Here is a 16,650-nt window from a genome sequence, read left to right on the forward strand (position 1 = left end):
TTTTTGGCTTTTTACGAAACCGTGGCGGAATTATTTCGAAATGAGAACGAATGTCAAACGAAATATCACAAGCACGTGAGAGGCTCGCAATGACGCCCTGAAAGCCACTAACCGGCGGACGTCTCGATGAGCTGAACCTCCGCTTCCTGGCAGATCTTGCGCACCGACGGGATGTCGCAACGGTCGGTGATGAAAGTGTTAACCTGCGACAGATGGCCAATGCGCACCGGCGCCGTACGCTCGAACTTGGTCTGGTCGGAGACCAGGATGACGTGCCTTGCATTGGCGATGATCGCCTGCGCCACCTTGACCTCGCGAAAGTCGAAATCGAGCAAGGCGCCGTCATGGTCGATCGCCGACGCGCCGATCACGGCATAGTCGACCTTGAACTGCCGGATGAAATCGACCGCCGCTTCGCCGACAACGCCCCCATCGGAGCCGCGCACAACCCCGCCGGCGATTACCACCTCGATCGAAGGATATATGCGCATCCTATTGGCAACATTGATATTATTGGTGATGACCATCAGGCCGTTGTGATCCAGCAATGCCTTGCTGACCGCCTCCGTCGTCGTGCCGATGTTGATGAACAGCGAGGCGTTGTCGGGAATCAGCCTTGCCGCCGCGCGGCCGATCGCCTCTTTCTCATCGGCGGCGATCTTGCGCCTGGCCTCATACTCCATGTTCTCTATGCCGGATGGAAACAACGCGCCGCCATGGATGCGGGAAAGCAGCCGCTGGTCGCAGAGGTCGTTGAGATCCTTGCGTATGGTCTGCGGAGTGACGTTGAAATGGCTGGCCAGATCATCGACCAGTACGCGACCATGGTCCTTGGCCATCTGGATGATTTCGGCATGGCGTGGCGACAGATACATAAGGCAAGCTCCCGTTTTCGTTTTTCTTGTCTATAGTCGAAAACGAAACAGATGAAAAGGCATAAGCCGGCTAATGAAAATCACATGATTGCAAAGGCAAACACCAACGCAATCCCGGCCAGGCCCGATCAAGCCATGCCGCGCGCGATTTCGGTGATGACGATGAAAGCCGCATCGACGTCGGTGGCGGTCGTTTCGAACTGGCCGACCTGGAACCGGATTGCTGCCCTTCCGTCGACCTTCGTTTGCGTCAGGTAGATGCGACCGTCATCGTTGATCGCATTGACCAGCCGCAGATTGTGCTCGTCCGCATCGGCGCTGGTTGCAGCTTTGTGCCGGAACGAAAACAGCGACAGCATGGGTTCGCTGACGATCTCGAAATCCACCTCCCCTGCCAGCCGCGCGGCAAGACCCTCGCTCCACGCCACATGATTGCGGATCATCGTCCGCAGGTTTTCCAGTCCGTGCGCACGCAGGAGGAACCACAATTTGAGCGCGCGGAAGCGCCGGCCCAGCGGTACCGACCATTCGGAATAGTTGATGATTCCATCATGGCCGTGGGTCTTCAGATAGTCCGGCTTGATGGCCAGCGTCCTGACATGGCTTTCGGGATCGCGCAGGAACTGGATCGAACAGTCGAACTGCGCGCCCAGCCATTTGTGTGGATTGAAGACGATCGAATCGGCGCCTTCGACGCCAGCCCAGAAATGCCGGTACTCCGGACAGATCATCGCCGACCCCGCCCAGGCCGCATCAACGTGAAGATAGAGCCCGTGCCGTTTGGCCACCTCGGCAACCGCCGCAATGTCGTCGGTGCCGCCTGTGCTGGTGCCGCCAACGCAGGCGATGATGCCCGCGGGCAGCATTCCGGCCTGCCGGTCGGCGACGATTGCCGCTTCGAGGGCGGCGGTATCCATGGCGCGAAAACGGCCTGCGACCGGGATGCGGACGAGATTGTCCTCGCCGATGCCCGACACCCAGATTGCCCGGTCGATCGAAGTGTGCACCTGGTCCGACGAATAGATGCGCAACCGCGCCTGCCCGGCCAGTCCCCTTTTGTTGCCTTGCCAGTCGAGCGCCCGCTCGCGCATGGTCAATACCGCGGCCAGTGTCGCCGACGAAGCCGAATCCTGGATCACACCCGAGAAGCCCTCCGGCAGGCCAAGCGCCTGGCGCATCCAGTCGACGGTCCGCGTTTCGAGTTCGGTCGCCGCCGGCGAGGTCTGCCACAACATGCATTGGGCGGCCATCGCCGACACCAGATACTCCGCCACAACCGAGACCGGCGCGGCATTCGCCGGGAAATAGGCGAAAAAGCGCGGATGCTGCCAATGCGTCATCCCCGGCAGAACCCTCTCCTCGAAGTCGGCGAAGATCCTGTCCATCGGCTCCGCGTCTTCAGGCGGCGAAGCTTCGATGCTCCTGAAAATGTCACCTGGCTTGACCAGCGGCCGCACCGGCCGGTCGCGCAGTGTATTGCGGTAGTCGGCGCCCCAGTCAGCGGCGCGCCGCGACCAATGCCGGAATTCATCGTTGTTCATCTTGTCCTCCCGACATGATCCCTCGCCGCCATCCGTCGCGGTTGGCTTCTTCAAAATCAATACATGTGAAATACAAGCAACCGCCAGCCAGGCGCCCCTAGCCAGGGAAATCCGGCAGGCTGGCAAAGGCCGTCTTCAGTGCATTCGACCAGCCGTCCGAGATGGTGCGGTAGTACTGGTCGTCCTGGCCGATCCGCCTCTTCAACCCGACCTTGAAAGCATCCTTCTCCAGGAAGAGCATGTCGAGCGGCAGGCCTACGGACAAATTCGACTTCAGTGTCGAATCGAACGACACCAGAAGCAGCTTTACCGTCTCGGCCAGGCTCATCGTCTTTTCATAGGCGCGGATGATGATCGGCTTGCCGTATTTGGTCTCGCCGATCTGGAAGAAAGGCGTGTCGTCGGTCGATTCGATGAAATTGCCCTCGGGATAGATCATGAAAAGCCGCGGCTCGCTGCCCTTGATCTGACCGCCGAGAATGAAGGAAGCATTGAAGTAGGAATCCGCCTTTTCTCCGGCCGGTGACGAACTGGCGATCACCTCCTTGACGGTATCGCCGACCATCCGCACCGTCTGGTACATGGACGGCGTCTCCAGCAGGGTGGAGTGTCGCTCGGAGATAGCCTTGGTGCGCTCGTCGAGCAGGCTGACCACTGCCTGCGTCGTCGCCAGGTTGCCGGCCGACATCAAGACGATGACACGCTCGCCCGGCTCTTCCCAGACATGCATCTTCTTGAAGGTGGAGATCGAATCCATGCCGGCATTGGTGCGCGTGTCCGACATGAACACGAGCCCACGATCGATCTTCAGGCCGACGCAATAGGTCATGGATTCTCTTCTAGCTGCAATCCTGGGGGATTACTGCTCCACAGTGACGGTGACCGCAAGCTGTTCTTCCGCCTGTCCCAGTCGAATCCCCGACACCGGTGTGGCGTCGCGGTAGTCGCGACCGGTTGCCACCTTTACATAGCGTTCGTCTGGAGAAATGCCGTTGGCGGCATCGAAAGCAACCCAGCCAAGACCCGCGACATGCGCCTCGGCCCAGGCATGGCTTGCCGCCTGCTCTACCGTCGCGTCCAGCATCAGATAACCGCTGACGTAACGGGCCGGAAAGCCCATGGCGCGCGCCGCGGCGGCAAAGATGTGGGTGTGATCCTGGCAGACACCGCTCTTGAGCGCCAAGGCTTCCTCTGCCGGCGTCGTCGCGGTGGTGCTGCCCGGTGTGTAGGCGACGCGTTCTCCGATGATCGCCATCAGCCTGTGCAGCCTTTCGATATCAGTCCCCTTGTCGATGGATGCGGCGAGCCCGCGAATGCCGCTGCCGATCGCCGTCAATGGCGTTTCATGGCCGTAAAGCCAGAGCGGCGTAAAGCCCTGGTGTGGTCCGGAGACGCCGGCGGTGTCGCGCGTCACCACTTCGCCGGCTGCTTCCACCGTGATGAAGTCGCGCTCGCCCTCGACGCTCAACAGCCGTGTATCGTTGCCGAAATGGTCGACAAAACGAACCTCTTCACGCGCGCCTTCGATGACCAGAGCCCAGGACAGGACGGTCTGCGTCGATCCGCTGACCGGAAGCAGCCGCAGCCGCTGCAACAAATATTGCACCGGCGCGTCATAGCGGTACTCCGTCCTGTGGGTGATCTTCAGCCGCATGCTTTTTTTCCGTTTATAAGCACGATCTCGTCCGAAAACCGGTTCCCACTTTTCGCTGACGCAGTCCTGCGGTTCGGGATCATGCTCAATTGAACCGGTAATCTTGCGCGATCTCGTTGCCGAGCTTGGTGTTGTCGCGAATGAAGTTGGCCAGGAACTCATGCAGGCCGGCGTCGAATATGTCCTTGATCGACCCCGCTCTCAGCATCGTCTGCGTCTTCTCGGCCGTCGCGTGGCAGGCATGACGTTCGCCGTAATCGTCGCCAAGGAACTTCAGGTGTTCGGACAGGAAGCGATAGCAGAAGGTCAGCGAACGCGGCATGCGGACATTGAGGATCAGGTAATCGGCAATGTTGGTCGGCTTGTAGTCGGCGTCATAGACCCAGCGGTAGGAGCGGTGCGCCGATACTGAGCGCAGGATCGATTCCCACTGGTAGTTGTCGAGCGTCGAGCCGACCCAGGAAATCGACGGCAACAGCACATAGTATTTCACGTCGAGAATGCGTGCCGTGTTGTCTGCGCGCTCCACATAAGTGCCGAGTTGCGAGAAGTCGAAGATCTCGTTGCGCAGCATGGTGCCGTAGAACGAACCGCGGATCAGCGCCGTCTCGCGTTTGATAGCGTCGAGCACGCTTGGCAGGTCGCGCTCGTCGATAGGCTTTGCCAGCATCCGTTTCAGCGCCATCCAGGCTTCGTTGATGCTTTCCCAGGTTTCGCGCGTCAGCGCGGTGCGCACCATGCGGGCATTGTTGCGGGCTGTCTCGATCGCCGCCATCGTGCTCGATGGGTTCGACGTGTCGCGCAGCAGGAAGTCGGCGACGTTGGCGGCGGTATAGTCAGAATATTTCTGGCTGAAGGTGACGTCCGAACCGGCACTGAGCAGCACCGAACTCCACTCTTCCGAGGCGCTCTGCGTGCGGGTCAGCGCCATACGCAAGCCGGCGTCAACCAGGCGCGCCATGTTCTCGGCCCGCTCGATATAGCGGTTCATCCAGTAAAGCCCGTTGGCGGTCCGGCCTAAAAGCATTCAAAAACCTTCAAATGAAAATCAGTCATCCAGCACCCATGTGTCCTTGGTGCCGCCGCCCTGCGAGGAATTGACGACCAGCGAGCCTTCCTTGAGCGCAACGCGCGTCAGCCCGCCGGGCACGATCTGGATGCGGTCTGAGACCAGCACGTAAGGCCTGAGATCGACATGGCGCGGCGCAAGCCCCTTGTCAGTCAGGATCGGGCAGGTCGACAGCGCCAGTGTCGGCTGGGCGATGTAGTTCGAGGGTTTTGCCTGGAGTTTCTTGGCAAAAGCCTCGCACTCCTTCTTGGTCGCCGCCGGGCCGACCAGCATGCCGTAGCCGCCGGAGCCGTGCACTTCCTTGATCACCAGTTCGTGGATGTGCTCGAGCACGTATTTCAGACTGTCGGGCTCGGAACAGCGCCAGGTCGGGATGTTGCCGAGGATCGCCTTGCGGCCAGTGTAGAACTCGACGATCTCGGGCATGTAGGAATAGATCGCCTTGTCGTCAGCGATGCCGGTGCCCGGTGCGTTGGCGATGGTGATGTTGCCCGCCCGGTAGACATCCATGATGCCGGGAACGCCAAGCGCCGAATCTGGCCTGAAGGTCAGCGGATCAAGGAAAGCATCATCGACCCTACGATAGAGCACGTCGATCTGCTTGTAGCCTTCGGTGGTGCGCATCGCGACATGGCCGTCGACGACGCGCAAATCCTGGCCTTCGACCAGTTGAACGCCCATCTGGTCGGCAAGGAAGGCGTGTTCGAAATAGGCGGAATTGTAGCTGCCGGGCGTCAGCACGGCGATGGTCGGCGCGCCCTTGGTGCCTTGCGGGCGCACCGCCGCCAGCGATTGGCGCAGAAGCTGCGGATAGTTTTCCACCGGCCGCACCTTGATCTTCTGGAACAGCTCGGGGAACAGCTGCATCATCGTCTCACGGTTTTCCAGCATGTAGGAGACGCCCGACGGTGTGCGTGCGTTGTCCTCCAGCACGTAGAATTCGTCCTCGCTGATGCGCACGATATCGACGCCGATAATGTGGGTGTAGACGCCGGCCGGCGGTCGCACCCCGATCATTTCCGGCAGAAATGCCTCGTTCCTTGCGATCAACTCCGTGGGAACGCGCCCGGCGCGCAGGATTTCCTGGCGATGGTAGATATCGTCGAGGAAAGCATTCAGCGCCTGCACGCGCTGCTCGATGCCTTGCGTGAGGCGTCGCCATTCATTGCCTGAAATGATGCGTGGAACGATATCGAACGGGATCAGCCGCTCGGATGCTTCCTGCTCGCCATAGACGGCGAAGGTGATGCCGGTCTTGCGGAAGACGCGTTCGGCGTCCTGCATCTTCTCGGTAAGTCTGGCTGGATCCTGCTCCTTCAGCCAGCGGTCATAAGCCGAATACGGTCTTCTCAATCCGGAGACTTCCGGAAGCATTTCGTCGAACGCTGCCAATCGCATACTCCCCTGTGACGCCATTTCACTGGCGTCGCCGGAGAAAATCAAGCGCAATCGGTGATTTGGGAGATCCCGACGATCAGTAAGTCGCGCCTGCCTAAAATTGAGGCAGCTGAAATACGACCTTGGTCAGGCTTTGCCTCGTGCCCGGGCAAGTGCGCTCAGCGGCTGGAGCATGATCCCGAACCGAAGGACCGCGTCAGCGAAAAGTGGCGTCCGCTTTTCTCGGACAAACGGTTCCCGTTTGTCCAGAGATCGTGCTCAAACAAGCAGATAGAGCCCATCCCGATTCTATCGGCCCCGATTCTACCGGCATGGAACAGGCTCTAGAAAGCGCGGAACGTCACGACCGTGAATGTGTCCTTGATGCCGGGGAGAACCTGCACCTTCTCGTTGACGAAATGCCCGACGTCTTCCTCATCGTCGACATAGAATTTGGCGAGCAGATCGTAATTGCCGGCGGTGGAGTAGATTTCCGAGGCGATCTCGGCATCGGCAAGCGCGCTGGCGACCTCATAGGATTTGCCCAGCTCGCATTTGATCTGCACGAAAAACGCCTTCATGGCTTCGTCCCGCTAAACTTCCAAGTCCAAGCGGCCCTTCTGGCAGACTGGAGGCGGGCTTTCAAGCGCTGGAATCCGTACTCAGCCAGCGGCGACCGTCGGAGTATTCCTCGCCCAAGCCGGCAAAGGGGCCAAGACGGCAAGGCTGGCAACACCCTTCAGCAAAAGGCGCCGATCGACAGGCTGTGCGAACATCCTTCGTCCCGTGGCTTGCACGCTCTCGCCCCAGACCACGCGAGCGACCCATCTCAATGGAAGCTCAAGCATAGGAAATGCGCCGAGCCGAGACGAATATTCCGCCATCGCTGAAACCGTGAAGCGCCGCCAAGCGTATGTTAGGATGCCTCCTGGAACAGATTTTCTGGAGGCGGTTTTTCGAGGGCAACGGAGACAGGCCATGCGCCGCATGTTTTTCGCATTCGCGTTCGTTCCGCTCATCCTGGCCTCGTCGGCGTTTGCCGGCGATGCCGAGGTCAAGGCGGCGCAAGCAGCCATCGACGGCCAGTTGAAAGCGTTCATCGCCAATGACGGCGCCACTGCCTACAGTTTCGCGGCGCCCAACGTGAGACAGATCTTCCCGACCGTCGACACCTTCATGAACATGGTGACCAACGGCTACCCGCCGGTGCGTAAGCCACAGACCTATTCCTTCGGCAAGGTCGAGGAGACGAGCCCGGGTTCGATCGTCCAGCAGGTGCTGATCGTCGGGCCGGACGGCAAGGACTACGAGGCAGTCTACACGCTCCAGCAACAGCCCGACGGCACGTTCCAGATCACTGGCTGCAGCCTGCGCGCGTCGAACTCGCTCAGCACCTGAGTAGAGAACGCTCAATAGCGCGCTCTGCCGCCCGACATGTCGAACACCGCTCCAGTGTTGAACGCGCTGGCATCGGAGCATAGCCAAAGCACCAATGCCGCGACTTCATCCGCAGAGCCGAGGCGCTTGAGCGGACTGGCGTTGATCATGTCGTTGACGACATCGTTGCCAAGGCGCCTGATGAGTTCGGTATCGATCGGCCCCGGCGCGACGCAATTGACGCGGATTTCGGTGTCGCTCACCTCGCGCGACAATGCTTTCGTGAAGGCAATGACACCCGCACTTGCCGCGGAATAGGCTGCGAGGTTCGGCAGTCCTTCCTTGCCCGCCAGCGAACCCATATTGACGATACGACCACGCCCGGCCTTGCGCATGATTGGCAGAACCTGGTGCGTGACTTCGAAAACGCCCATCAGGTTGACGCCGATGATCCGTTGCCATTCGATCGGATCGAAGGCTTCGAACCCGCGATAGCTGCCAAGGTAGCCTGCATTGTTGATGACGATATCGATCCGCCTGCCATCGGCTATGACCACAGCCAGGGCGTCTTTTATCTGGTGTGCCTTGGTCACGTCGACAGTCTGGCAATGGGCGCCATCGACAGGCAAGGGATCTGCGTCCCATATCCAGACATCGGCACCGGACTGCATCAGCTGTACGGCAATGGCTTTGCCGATACCCCTCGATCCGCCGGTCACGATCGCGGTCTTGCCGCCAAAGTCGTACGTCACGGTCATGGCTTGACCCCCGACCGGACTCTGCGTCCGGAGAGTCGACCCGTCAATCCTTGTCAAGCAGACGCATGCTCATTCAAAGAGCGGGAATATCGCCCCTCGCCCAGCCTTCGGAAATCTCCGCCGCGCGGGTCTCGAACGTGCCGGCCTCTATCGCGGCGCGGATGTCCTGCATCAGCTTTTGATAGTAGGAAAGATTGTTCCAAGTAAGCAGCATGGCGCCGAGTGCCTCTTGCGAGCGCACCAGATGGTGCAGATAGGCGCGTGAGTAATCCCGGGCGGCCGGGCAGTCGCTTTCCTCGTCGAGCGGGCGCGGATCGTCGGCATGGCGGGCGTTGCGCAGATTGACTTTGCCGCGCCTGGTGTAGGCAAGGCCATGCCGGCCGGCCCGTGTCGGCATGACGCAATCGAACATGTCGATGCCGCGCGCCACCGATTTCAGGATATCGTCCGGCGTGCCGACACCCATCAGATAGCGAGGCTTGTCCGCCGGCAATTCCGGACACGTGATATCGAGCATCTCCAGCATCACGGCCTGCGGCTCGCCGACGGCCAGGCCACCAACGGCATAGCCCTTGAGCTCCATCGCGCTCAGCGCCTGCGCCGACCGCACCCTGAGTGCCGCATTGTCGCCGCCTTGCACGATACCGAACATTGCCTTGCCCGGCTGGTCGCCAAACGCCGTCTTGCAGCGCTCGGCCCAGCGCAGCGAAAGCTCCATCGCGCGCTCGATCTCCTTCATCTCGGCCGGCAGCGCCGTGCATTCGTCGAGCTGCATCTGGATGTCGGAATCGAGCAGTCCCTGGATCTCGATCGAGCGCTCCGGCGACATCTCGTAGGCCGCGCCGTCGATATGCGAGCGGAAGGTGACGCCCTTCTCGGTCAGCTTTCGCAGCTTCGACAGCGACATCACCTGGAAGCCGCCGCTGTCGGTCAGGATGGGATGCGGCCAGCGGGCGAATTCATGCAGGCCGCCGAGCCGCGCCACACGCTCGGCACCAGGGCGCAGCATCAGATGGTAGGTGTTGCCAAGGATGATGTCGGCGCCAAGGTCGCGCACCTGATCCATGTACATCGTCTTGACGGTGCCACCGGTGCCGACCGGCATGAAGGCCGGCGTGCGGATCTCGCCGCGCGGCATGTCGATCACACCGCGTCGCGCCTTGCCGTCAGTCGCCAGAACCTTGAAGGTGAACGGCTTAGCCATTGAATTCCTTGTCATCTAGCGGCGCGCCCGCAGCCTGTTCGTCGAGCGACTGGCGGTAGCGGATGCAGCCCCGCATGAATTTTGGCCACGGCGGCACGGCGATCGCCGGCTCGGTCTTTTCTGGCAAAAGGTTCCACAGATCGGGATGATGCCAGCACAGATCATGCCCGGTGGCATCACGATGCTGGCGAATGCCGGCACGCAATTTCCTGATTTCCACGATCAGTGCGTCGCGGTCCAGGCCGTCGAGATCATCGTCCATCGCTCGTCTCCGCTCGATAAAGCAGGCTTGCGTCGCCATAGGAGTAGAATCTGTATCGGTTCTCGATGGCATGCGCATAGGCGGCACGCATCGTGTCGAGGCCGCCGAAGGCGGAAACCAGCATGAACAGGGTCGAGCGCGGCAGATGGAAATTGGTCATCAGCATGTCGGCGGTGCGAAAGCGGTAGCCGGGCGTGATGAAGATGTCGGTCGGGCCGGACCAGGCGGCCAGAGTGCCGTCCTCACGCGCGGCACTCTCCAGCAGGCGCAGCGAGGTCGTGCCGACGGCAATGATGCGCCCGCCCCTCGCCTTGGCCGCGTTCAGCGCAGCAGCGGTTGCCTCGCTGACCCAACCGGTCTCGGCATGCATCTTGTGGTCGGAGGTATCGTCTGCCTTCACCGGCAGGAACGTACCGGCGCCGACATGCAAGGTGACGAAGCGGCGCTCGATACCCTTGGCGTCGAGCGCGGCAAACAGCTCGGGGGTGAAATGCAGGCCCGCAGTGGGTGCCGCGACGGCGCCTTCTTCCCTGGCATAGATGGTCTGGTAGTCAGCTCGGTCACGCTCGTCGTCGTCGCGCTTCGAGGCGATATAGGGCGGCAGCGGAATGTGGCCGACCGTATGCAGCGCTTCGTCCAGGAAGGGTCCCGACAGATCGAAGCCAAGCAGCGCCTCGCCGCCCTCGCCTTTCTCGATCACCGTGGCGTCGAGCTGGCCGAGGAAACAGGAATTGCCGTCATGGCCGAAATGAATGCGGTCGCCGGCGGCAATGCGCTTGCCCGGCCGCATGAAGGCCAGCCAGCGGTCCGGAGCCATGCGCATGTGCAGCGTGGCTTCGACTTGCGCCACCGCTTCGCCGCGCCGTCTGAAGCCTTTGAGCTGAGCCGGAATGACCTTGGTGTCGTTGAAAACCAGCACGTCGCCGGTGCGCAGCAAGGAAGGCAAATCGCCAACCGTCCGGTCATCGAGCCCCTCGCCGGGCTTGACCACCAGCATCCTGGCGCGATCGCGCGGTTCTGCCGGGCGTAGCGCGATGCGCTCCTCCGGCAGATCAAAGTCAAAGAGATCGACGCGCATCAGAAGAGCCGGACGAGCAGCGCTCCGGCCAAGAGCAGCACCGCACCGGCGACGCGGCCGAGCGAGATCTCACGCACTGCGACGCCCAGGAAGCCGACACGGTCGATGAGCATGCCGGCCAGCAACTGGCCGGCCACGAGAAACGCCATCAGGGCGGCGGCACCGATGCGCGGCGTCAGGATCGTCGACAGCGTGACATAGAAGCCGCCGAGCATGCCGCCGGCCACGAACAGCCATGGCGCCGGCGCCTTCCAGTCGAGTGAGATGCCTTGCAGCTTCACCACCGCGACGGAGATGATGCCGAGCACGACCGCGCCCGACAGGAACGAAAACGCCGCCGCCGCGACCGGGAGCCCCAGGCCGCGCGCCAGTTGCGAATTGATCGGCGCCTGTATGGCGATGAAGGCGCCGGACAGGATGCCGAGAAGCGACCAGACGACGCCCATCATTGTCGTTTCGCCTTACTTGACGTCGGCCGCGACCTTCAGCGACACGATCTTGTCGGGATCCTGCACCGGCTCGCCGCGCTTGATCTTGTCGACATTGTCCATGCCTTCGATGACCTGGCCCCAGACCGTGTACTGGCGGTTGAGGAAGGCGGCATCGTCGAAGCAGATGAAGAACTGCGAGTTGGCCGAGTTCGGATTCTGCGAACGGGCCATCGAGCAGGTGCCGCGGCCATGGTTGGCGTTGGAGAATTCGGCCTTCAGGTCCGGCTTTTCGGAGCCGCCCATGCCGGCGCGCGACGGCGCGAAGGAGGGCTTGCTGGAATTGCCGAACTTGACGTCGCCGGTCTGCGCCATGAAGCCTTCGATGACGCGGTGGAAGACCACGCCGTCATAGGCGCCTTCGCGGGCCAGTTCCTTGATGCGGGCGACGTGGCCGGGCGCCAGGTCTGGGAAAAGTTCGATGACGACCTTGCCCTTGGTCGTTTCCATGATGAGCGCGTTCTCGCGGTCCTTGATTTCGGCCATGTCAGATATCCTTTTGAGAAAACAGATTTATTTGTCGGCGGCGATGCGCACCTTGATCATCCGGTCGGGGTCGGTGACCGTACCGTTGTCCGCTTCGTCGCCCTTCTTGATATGATCCACCAGTTCCATGCCGCTGACGACATTGCCGACGATGGTGTATTGGCCATCGAGCGGCGGCGCCGGCGCGAACATGATGAAGAACTGCGAATTGGCGGAGTTGGGGTCCTGCGAGCGGGCCATGCCGACCACGCCGCGCTTGTAGTGCTCGGTCTGCGAGAATTCGGCCGGCAGGTCGGGCAGATCGGAGCCGCCGGTGCCGACGGCCTCGGCGCTGAAGCCCTTCTTCATGTTGCCGAACTTGACGTCGCCGGTCTGCGCCATGAAGCCGTCGATGACGCGGTGGAAGGCGACATTGTCATAGGCGCCCTGGCGCACGAGCTTCTTGATCTGGGCGACATGCTTGGGCGCAAGGTCGGGCCTGAGCGCAATGGTGACGTCGCCGTCCTTCAGGGTGATGATCATGGTGTTTTCCGGATCGGCGGCGAAAGCCGAAACCGATGCGGTCGCCAGACCGGCAAGCACAACGAGGAACGAGGCGAGCTTTTTCAGCTGCATGGTCTTCTCCGAGAAACTTATTTTGCGAATTTGGCGGTGAGCGCACCGGCAACCGCCGCCGGCACGAAGGGGCGGATATCGCCTCCCATCGAGGCAATCTGGCGGACAAGTGTGGCGGTAATGGTGCGCACGGAGGGACTGGCGGGCAGAAAAACCGTCTGCAGCTCGGGCGCCATGGTCTCGTTCATGCCGGCCATCTGCATCTCATAGTCGAGGTCGGTGCCGTCGCGCAGGCCGCGGATCATGATCGAGGCGCCCTGTTTCCTGGCGGCATCGATGACCAGCCCGTCGAAGGCGACAACCTTGATGCGGGCGCCATCGGGGCCGAATTCCGCATTGGCAGCCGTCTCGATCAGCCTCACCCGTTCCTCGAAGGAAAACAGCGGTGTCTTGCCGGGATGGATGCCGATCGCCGCATAAACGATGTCGGCCACGGCCAGCGACGCCTTCAGCACGTCGAGATGGCCGTTGGTCAACGGGTCGAAGGAGCCGGCATAGAGGGCGATGCGTTCGATCATGGCTGGTGCTTCTAGCGAGCCTCTCTCGCAAAGGCAAATCCGATTGGCGCGCCGGCCGTGAACCTTTTCCGGCACATGAACGACAGATGAACACGCTGATCACGAACCCTTCACGCAGCGTTCACTAGGTTGCACCTTAATAAGATGAAACCAAAATCCCATCTATCCGTTATAAGGCGCAGGAGAACACGCACATGCTGATCTACATGCTCGCCACCGCAATGACCGTCGCCATGCTGATCGCCACCGTATTCGGGCTGCATCAGGAGGCTCAACGCGTCCGCGTCAAGGCCAACACCAAGCGCTTCGAAGGCTTCGGCCCCCGCAAGCCGTACCGTCACTACTAATATCGTCTCAACTTGCTGCCGCGCCGGCCAATGGGCCGGCGTTGCTACGTCAAAAACCGCCGCCGGACTTTACTCCGCGTCATCCGGGCCAGTGTCCGCCACCGGATCTGTCACGACGCCACCTTCGACACCCTCTTCGGTTTCCTCGTCCGCTTGCGGTTCCGATATCCGTTCGACCGAAACCACCTTTTCACCTTCAGCCGTGTTGAAGATGGTCACGCCCTTGGTGGCGCGGCTGGCGAAACGGATGCCGTTGACCGGCACCCGGATGACGGTGCCGCCGTCCGACACCAGCATGATCTGATCGTCATTGCCGACCGGGAAGGTCGCAACCAGCCTGCCGATCTCGGCCGTCTTCGAGACGTCGGTAGCACGAATGCCCTTGCCGCCGCGCCCCGTCAGTCGGAAATCATAGGACGACGAGCGCTTGCCGTAGCCATATTCGGTCACCGTCAGCACATATTGCTCGTGCGCCTTCAGGAACTCGTAGCGTTCATCGGAAAGCTCCGTCTCCTCGCCGACCTCTTCGTTGGTCAGCGCGATCTCTTCCTCTTCGCCGGCGGCGATGCCGGCCGCAAGCCGCCGTTCGGCCGCCGCTCGCCTGAGATAGGCGGCGCGTTCCGCCGGCGGCGCATCGACATTCTCGATCACCGCCATGGAAATCACCCTGTCGGTCTCGGCCATGGCGATGCCACGGACACCGACCGAGTTGCGGCTCTGGAAGACACGCACGTCGCCGACCGAAAAGCGGATGCACTGGCCGGAACTGGCGGTCAGAAGCACGTCATCATTGTCGGTGCAGGTCTCGACGCCGAGAATCTCGTCGCCTTCCTCCTCCAGCTTCATGGCGATCTTGCCGTTGCGGTTGACCTGGACGAAGTCGGAGAGCTTGTTGCGGCGCACTGTGCCGCGCGTGGTGGCGAACATCACGTCGAGCTCGCCCCAGCTCGTCTCGTCCTCGGGCAACGGCATGATGGTGGTGATGCGCTCGCCTTGCTCCAGCGGCAGCATGTTGATCAACGCCTTGCCGCGTGACTGCGGGTTGCCGATCGGCAGCCGCCAGACCTTCTCCTTGTAGACGATGCCGCGCGAGGAGAAGAACAGCACCGGCGTGTGCGTGTTGGCGACGAACAGCCTTGTGACGAAATCCTCTTCCTTGGTCGACATGCCGGAGCGGCCCTTGCCGCCGCGGCGCTGCGCCCGGTAGAGCGACAACGGAACGCGCTTGATGTAGCCGGAATGGCTCACCGTCACGACCATGTCCTCGCGCTGGATCAGGTCCTCGTCTTCCATGTCGGCGCCGCCGTCGGTGAGTTCGGTGCGGCGTGGCGTGCCGAACTCGTCGCGCACGGCGGCAAGCTCGTCCTTGACGATCTGCTGGACGCGGGCTCGAGACGACAAGATGTCGAGATAATCGATGATTTCGGCGCCGATCGTGTTCAACTCGTCGGCGATTTCATCGCGGCCGAGTGCGGTCAGGCGCTGCAGGCGCAGCTCGAGGATGGCGCGTGCCTGCTCCTCGGACAGATTGTAGGTGCCGTCCTCATTGATCCGATGGCGCGGATCGTCGATCAAAAGGATCAGCGATTCGACATCGCCGGACGGCCAGCGCCGCTCCATCAACTGCTCGCGCGCCGTCTGCGGATCGGGCGCGGTGCGGATCAGTTTGATGACCTCGTCGATGTTGGCGACGGCGATGGCCAAACCGACCAGCACATGGGCACGGTCACGCGCCTTGCGCAGCAGGAATTTGGTGCGCCGGGTGATCACCTCCTCGCGGAAGGCCACAAAGGCCTTCAGCATGTCGGTCAGCGTCATCAGCTCCGGCTTGCCGCCGTTCAGCGCCACCATGTTGGCGCCGAAGGACGTCTGCAGCGGCGTGAAGCGGTAAAGCTGGTTGAGAATAACGTCGGCGACGGCGTCGCGCTTCAACTCGATGACGACGCGATAGCCCTGACGGTCGCTCTCGTCGCGAATGTCGGAAATGCCCTCGATGCGCTTGTCGCGCACCAGCTCGGCCATCTTCTCGATCATCGACGACTTGTTCACCTGGTAGGGAACCTCGGTGATGATGATCGACTCGCGGTCGTTGCCGCGCTGTTCGATGTTGACCTTGCCACGCATGACGATCGAGCCACGGCCGGTCGCATAGGCGCTGTAGATGCCGGAACGGCCCAGCACGATACCGCCGGTCGGGAAATCCGGTCCCGGGATGATCTCCATCAGCGCTGGCAGGTCGATCGCCGGATTGTCGATGATGGCGATCGCGCCGTTGCAGACTTCGCCGAGATTGTGCGGCGGGATGTTCGTCGCCATGCCGACGGCGATGCCGCCGGAGCCATTGACCAGCAGATTGGGGAACCGTGCCGGCAGCACTTTCGGTTCGCTGCCTGAGGCATCATAGGTGTCCTGGAAATCGACAGTTTCCTTGTCGATGTCCTCGAGCAACTCATGCGCGACCTTGGTCAGCCGCGATTCGGTGTAGCGCATCGCCGCCGGAGGATCGCCGTCGATCGAGCCGAAATTGCCCTGCCCGTCGATCAGCGGCACGCGCAGCGACCAGTCCTGCGCCATGCGCACCAAGGCGTCATAGATGGAGGCGTCGCCATGCGGATGGTATTTACCCATCACGTCGGCGACCGGGCGGGCCGACTTCACATATTTGCGGTTCCAGTGGTAACCGCTCTCATGCGAGGCATAGAGAATACGGCGATGCACCGGCTTCAGGCCGTCGCGCACGTCGGGCAGCGCACGGCTGACGATCACGCTCATGGCGTAATCGAGATAGGAGCGCTGCATCTCCTCGACGATGGATATCGGCTCAATGCCGGTGGGGCCGCCGTCGGCGCCGCGCGGTGTCTTCTGGTCGGTCAAATCGGATCACAATCTAATCAGGAATCACTTGACGCTTATATAGGAAGCAAGCCCGAAACTCCAATGTTCGCAGCACTTTTCCAGTGTCATTTTTGGTGGTAATTTCAAAAGGATACCACTAATTGCG

Annotated in this window: 18 protein-coding genes; 2 read left to right on the top strand and 16 right to left on the bottom strand. The window is 61.5% G+C overall.

Features of this window, described 5'->3' with window-relative positions; translation table 11 throughout:
- Positions 1 to 107: 107 nt before the first annotated feature.
- From NR193_RS07925 to NR193_RS07955, 7 genes are all read right to left on the bottom strand, one after another.
- Complete coding sequence (locus NR193_RS07925; protein WP_256750326.1) at positions 108 to 875, bottom strand: DeoR/GlpR family DNA-binding transcription regulator; 768 nt, start codon at positions 873 to 875, stop codon at positions 108 to 110.
- A gap of 128 nt (positions 876 to 1,003) precedes the next feature.
- Positions 1,004 to 2,416 (bottom strand): aspartate aminotransferase family protein, encoded by a 1,413-nt coding sequence (locus NR193_RS07930; protein WP_256750327.1) that lies wholly within the window; start codon positions 2,414 to 2,416, stop codon positions 1,004 to 1,006.
- A gap of 97 nt (positions 2,417 to 2,513) precedes the next feature.
- Positions 2,514 to 3,245, bottom strand: coding sequence for a peptidase (locus NR193_RS07935; RefSeq protein ID WP_256750328.1), 732 nt, complete (start codon positions 3,243 to 3,245; stop codon positions 2,514 to 2,516).
- Positions 3,246 to 3,275: 30 nt separating this feature from the next.
- A complete protein-coding gene (locus tag NR193_RS07940; protein ID WP_256750329.1) occupies positions 3,276 to 4,070 on the bottom strand; it encodes a transglutaminase family protein in 795 nt (264 codons plus the stop codon).
- A gap of 85 nt (positions 4,071 to 4,155) precedes the next feature.
- Positions 4,156 to 5,097: an alpha-E domain-containing protein gene (locus tag NR193_RS07945; protein ID WP_091574950.1), complete on the bottom strand. Its 942-nt coding sequence runs from the start codon at positions 5,095 to 5,097 to the stop codon at positions 4,156 to 4,158.
- 21 nt (positions 5,098 to 5,118) lie between these two features.
- The gene (locus tag NR193_RS07950; RefSeq protein WP_256750330.1) at positions 5,119 to 6,531 is read right to left on the bottom strand and encodes a circularly permuted type 2 ATP-grasp protein; all 1,413 of its coding nucleotides are present in this window, start codon (positions 6,529 to 6,531) and stop codon (positions 5,119 to 5,121) included.
- Between the two features lie 329 nt (positions 6,532 to 6,860).
- Positions 6,861 to 7,097 carry an Lrp/AsnC family transcriptional regulator gene (locus NR193_RS07955; RefSeq protein ID WP_091574954.1) on the bottom strand — a complete coding sequence of 79 codons (237 nt, stop codon included), beginning with the start codon at positions 7,095 to 7,097 and terminating at the stop codon, positions 6,861 to 6,863.
- 397 nt (positions 7,098 to 7,494) lie between these two features.
- Between NR193_RS07955 and NR193_RS07960 the strand changes: the two genes are divergently transcribed.
- A complete protein-coding gene (locus NR193_RS07960) occupies positions 7,495 to 7,914 on the top strand; it encodes a DUF4864 domain-containing protein (protein WP_256750331.1) in 420 nt (139 codons plus the stop codon).
- 11 nt (positions 7,915 to 7,925) lie between these two features.
- Here NR193_RS07960 and NR193_RS07965 read toward each other — a convergent pair whose 3' ends face one another.
- The 8 genes from NR193_RS07965 to coaD form a co-directional block, all read right to left on the bottom strand.
- Entirely contained in the window at positions 7,926 to 8,651 is a 726-nt protein-coding gene (locus tag NR193_RS07965) for an SDR family NAD(P)-dependent oxidoreductase (protein WP_256750332.1), read from the bottom strand.
- A gap of 73 nt (positions 8,652 to 8,724) precedes the next feature.
- Positions 8,725 to 9,855, bottom strand: a complete 1,131-nt coding sequence (gene tgt, locus NR193_RS07970) for a tRNA guanosine(34) transglycosylase Tgt (protein ID WP_256750333.1) — start codon at positions 9,853 to 9,855, stop codon at positions 8,725 to 8,727.
- A complete protein-coding gene (locus NR193_RS07975) occupies positions 9,848 to 10,117 on the bottom strand; it encodes a hypothetical protein (RefSeq protein ID WP_256750334.1) in 270 nt (89 codons plus the stop codon). The genes tgt and NR193_RS07975 overlap by 8 nt, the downstream gene beginning before the upstream one ends.
- Entirely contained in the window at positions 10,107 to 11,195 is a 1,089-nt protein-coding gene (gene queA / locus NR193_RS07980) for a tRNA preQ1(34) S-adenosylmethionine ribosyltransferase-isomerase QueA (protein WP_256750335.1), read from the bottom strand. Before queA ends, NR193_RS07975 begins: the two co-directional genes overlap by 11 nt.
- A complete protein-coding gene (locus tag NR193_RS07985; protein ID WP_256750336.1) occupies positions 11,195 to 11,644 on the bottom strand; it encodes a DMT family transporter in 450 nt (149 codons plus the stop codon). Before NR193_RS07985 ends, queA begins: the two co-directional genes overlap by 1 nt.
- A 12-nt stretch (positions 11,645 to 11,656) precedes the next feature.
- Positions 11,657 to 12,169 (bottom strand): peptidylprolyl isomerase, encoded by a 513-nt coding sequence (locus tag NR193_RS07990; RefSeq protein ID WP_015317720.1) that lies wholly within the window; start codon positions 12,167 to 12,169, stop codon positions 11,657 to 11,659.
- Positions 12,170 to 12,196: 27 nt separating this feature from the next.
- On the bottom strand, positions 12,197 to 12,691 hold the full coding sequence (locus NR193_RS07995; RefSeq protein WP_256750686.1) for a peptidylprolyl isomerase: 495 nt from the start codon (positions 12,689 to 12,691) through the stop codon (positions 12,197 to 12,199).
- 110 nt (positions 12,692 to 12,801) lie between these two features.
- Positions 12,802 to 13,302 (bottom strand): pantetheine-phosphate adenylyltransferase, encoded by a 501-nt coding sequence (gene coaD / locus NR193_RS08000; protein WP_256750337.1) that lies wholly within the window; start codon positions 13,300 to 13,302, stop codon positions 12,802 to 12,804.
- Between the two features lie 194 nt (positions 13,303 to 13,496).
- Here coaD and NR193_RS08005 point away from each other — a divergent pair, with 194 nt between their 5' ends.
- Positions 13,497 to 13,649, top strand: a complete 153-nt coding sequence (locus NR193_RS08005; RefSeq protein ID WP_082525247.1) for a hypothetical protein — start codon at positions 13,497 to 13,499, stop codon at positions 13,647 to 13,649.
- A gap of 69 nt (positions 13,650 to 13,718) precedes the next feature.
- On the opposite strand, the gene gyrA is transcribed toward NR193_RS08005, so the two are convergent.
- Positions 13,719 to 16,523, bottom strand: coding sequence for a DNA gyrase subunit A (gene gyrA / locus NR193_RS08010; RefSeq protein WP_256750338.1), 2,805 nt, complete (start codon positions 16,521 to 16,523; stop codon positions 13,719 to 13,721).
- Positions 16,524 to 16,650 lie beyond the last annotated feature (127 nt).

Source organism: Mesorhizobium sp. Mes31 (assembly GCF_024519675.1).
Taxonomy (GTDB): Bacteria; Pseudomonadota; Alphaproteobacteria; order Rhizobiales; family Rhizobiaceae; genus Mesorhizobium.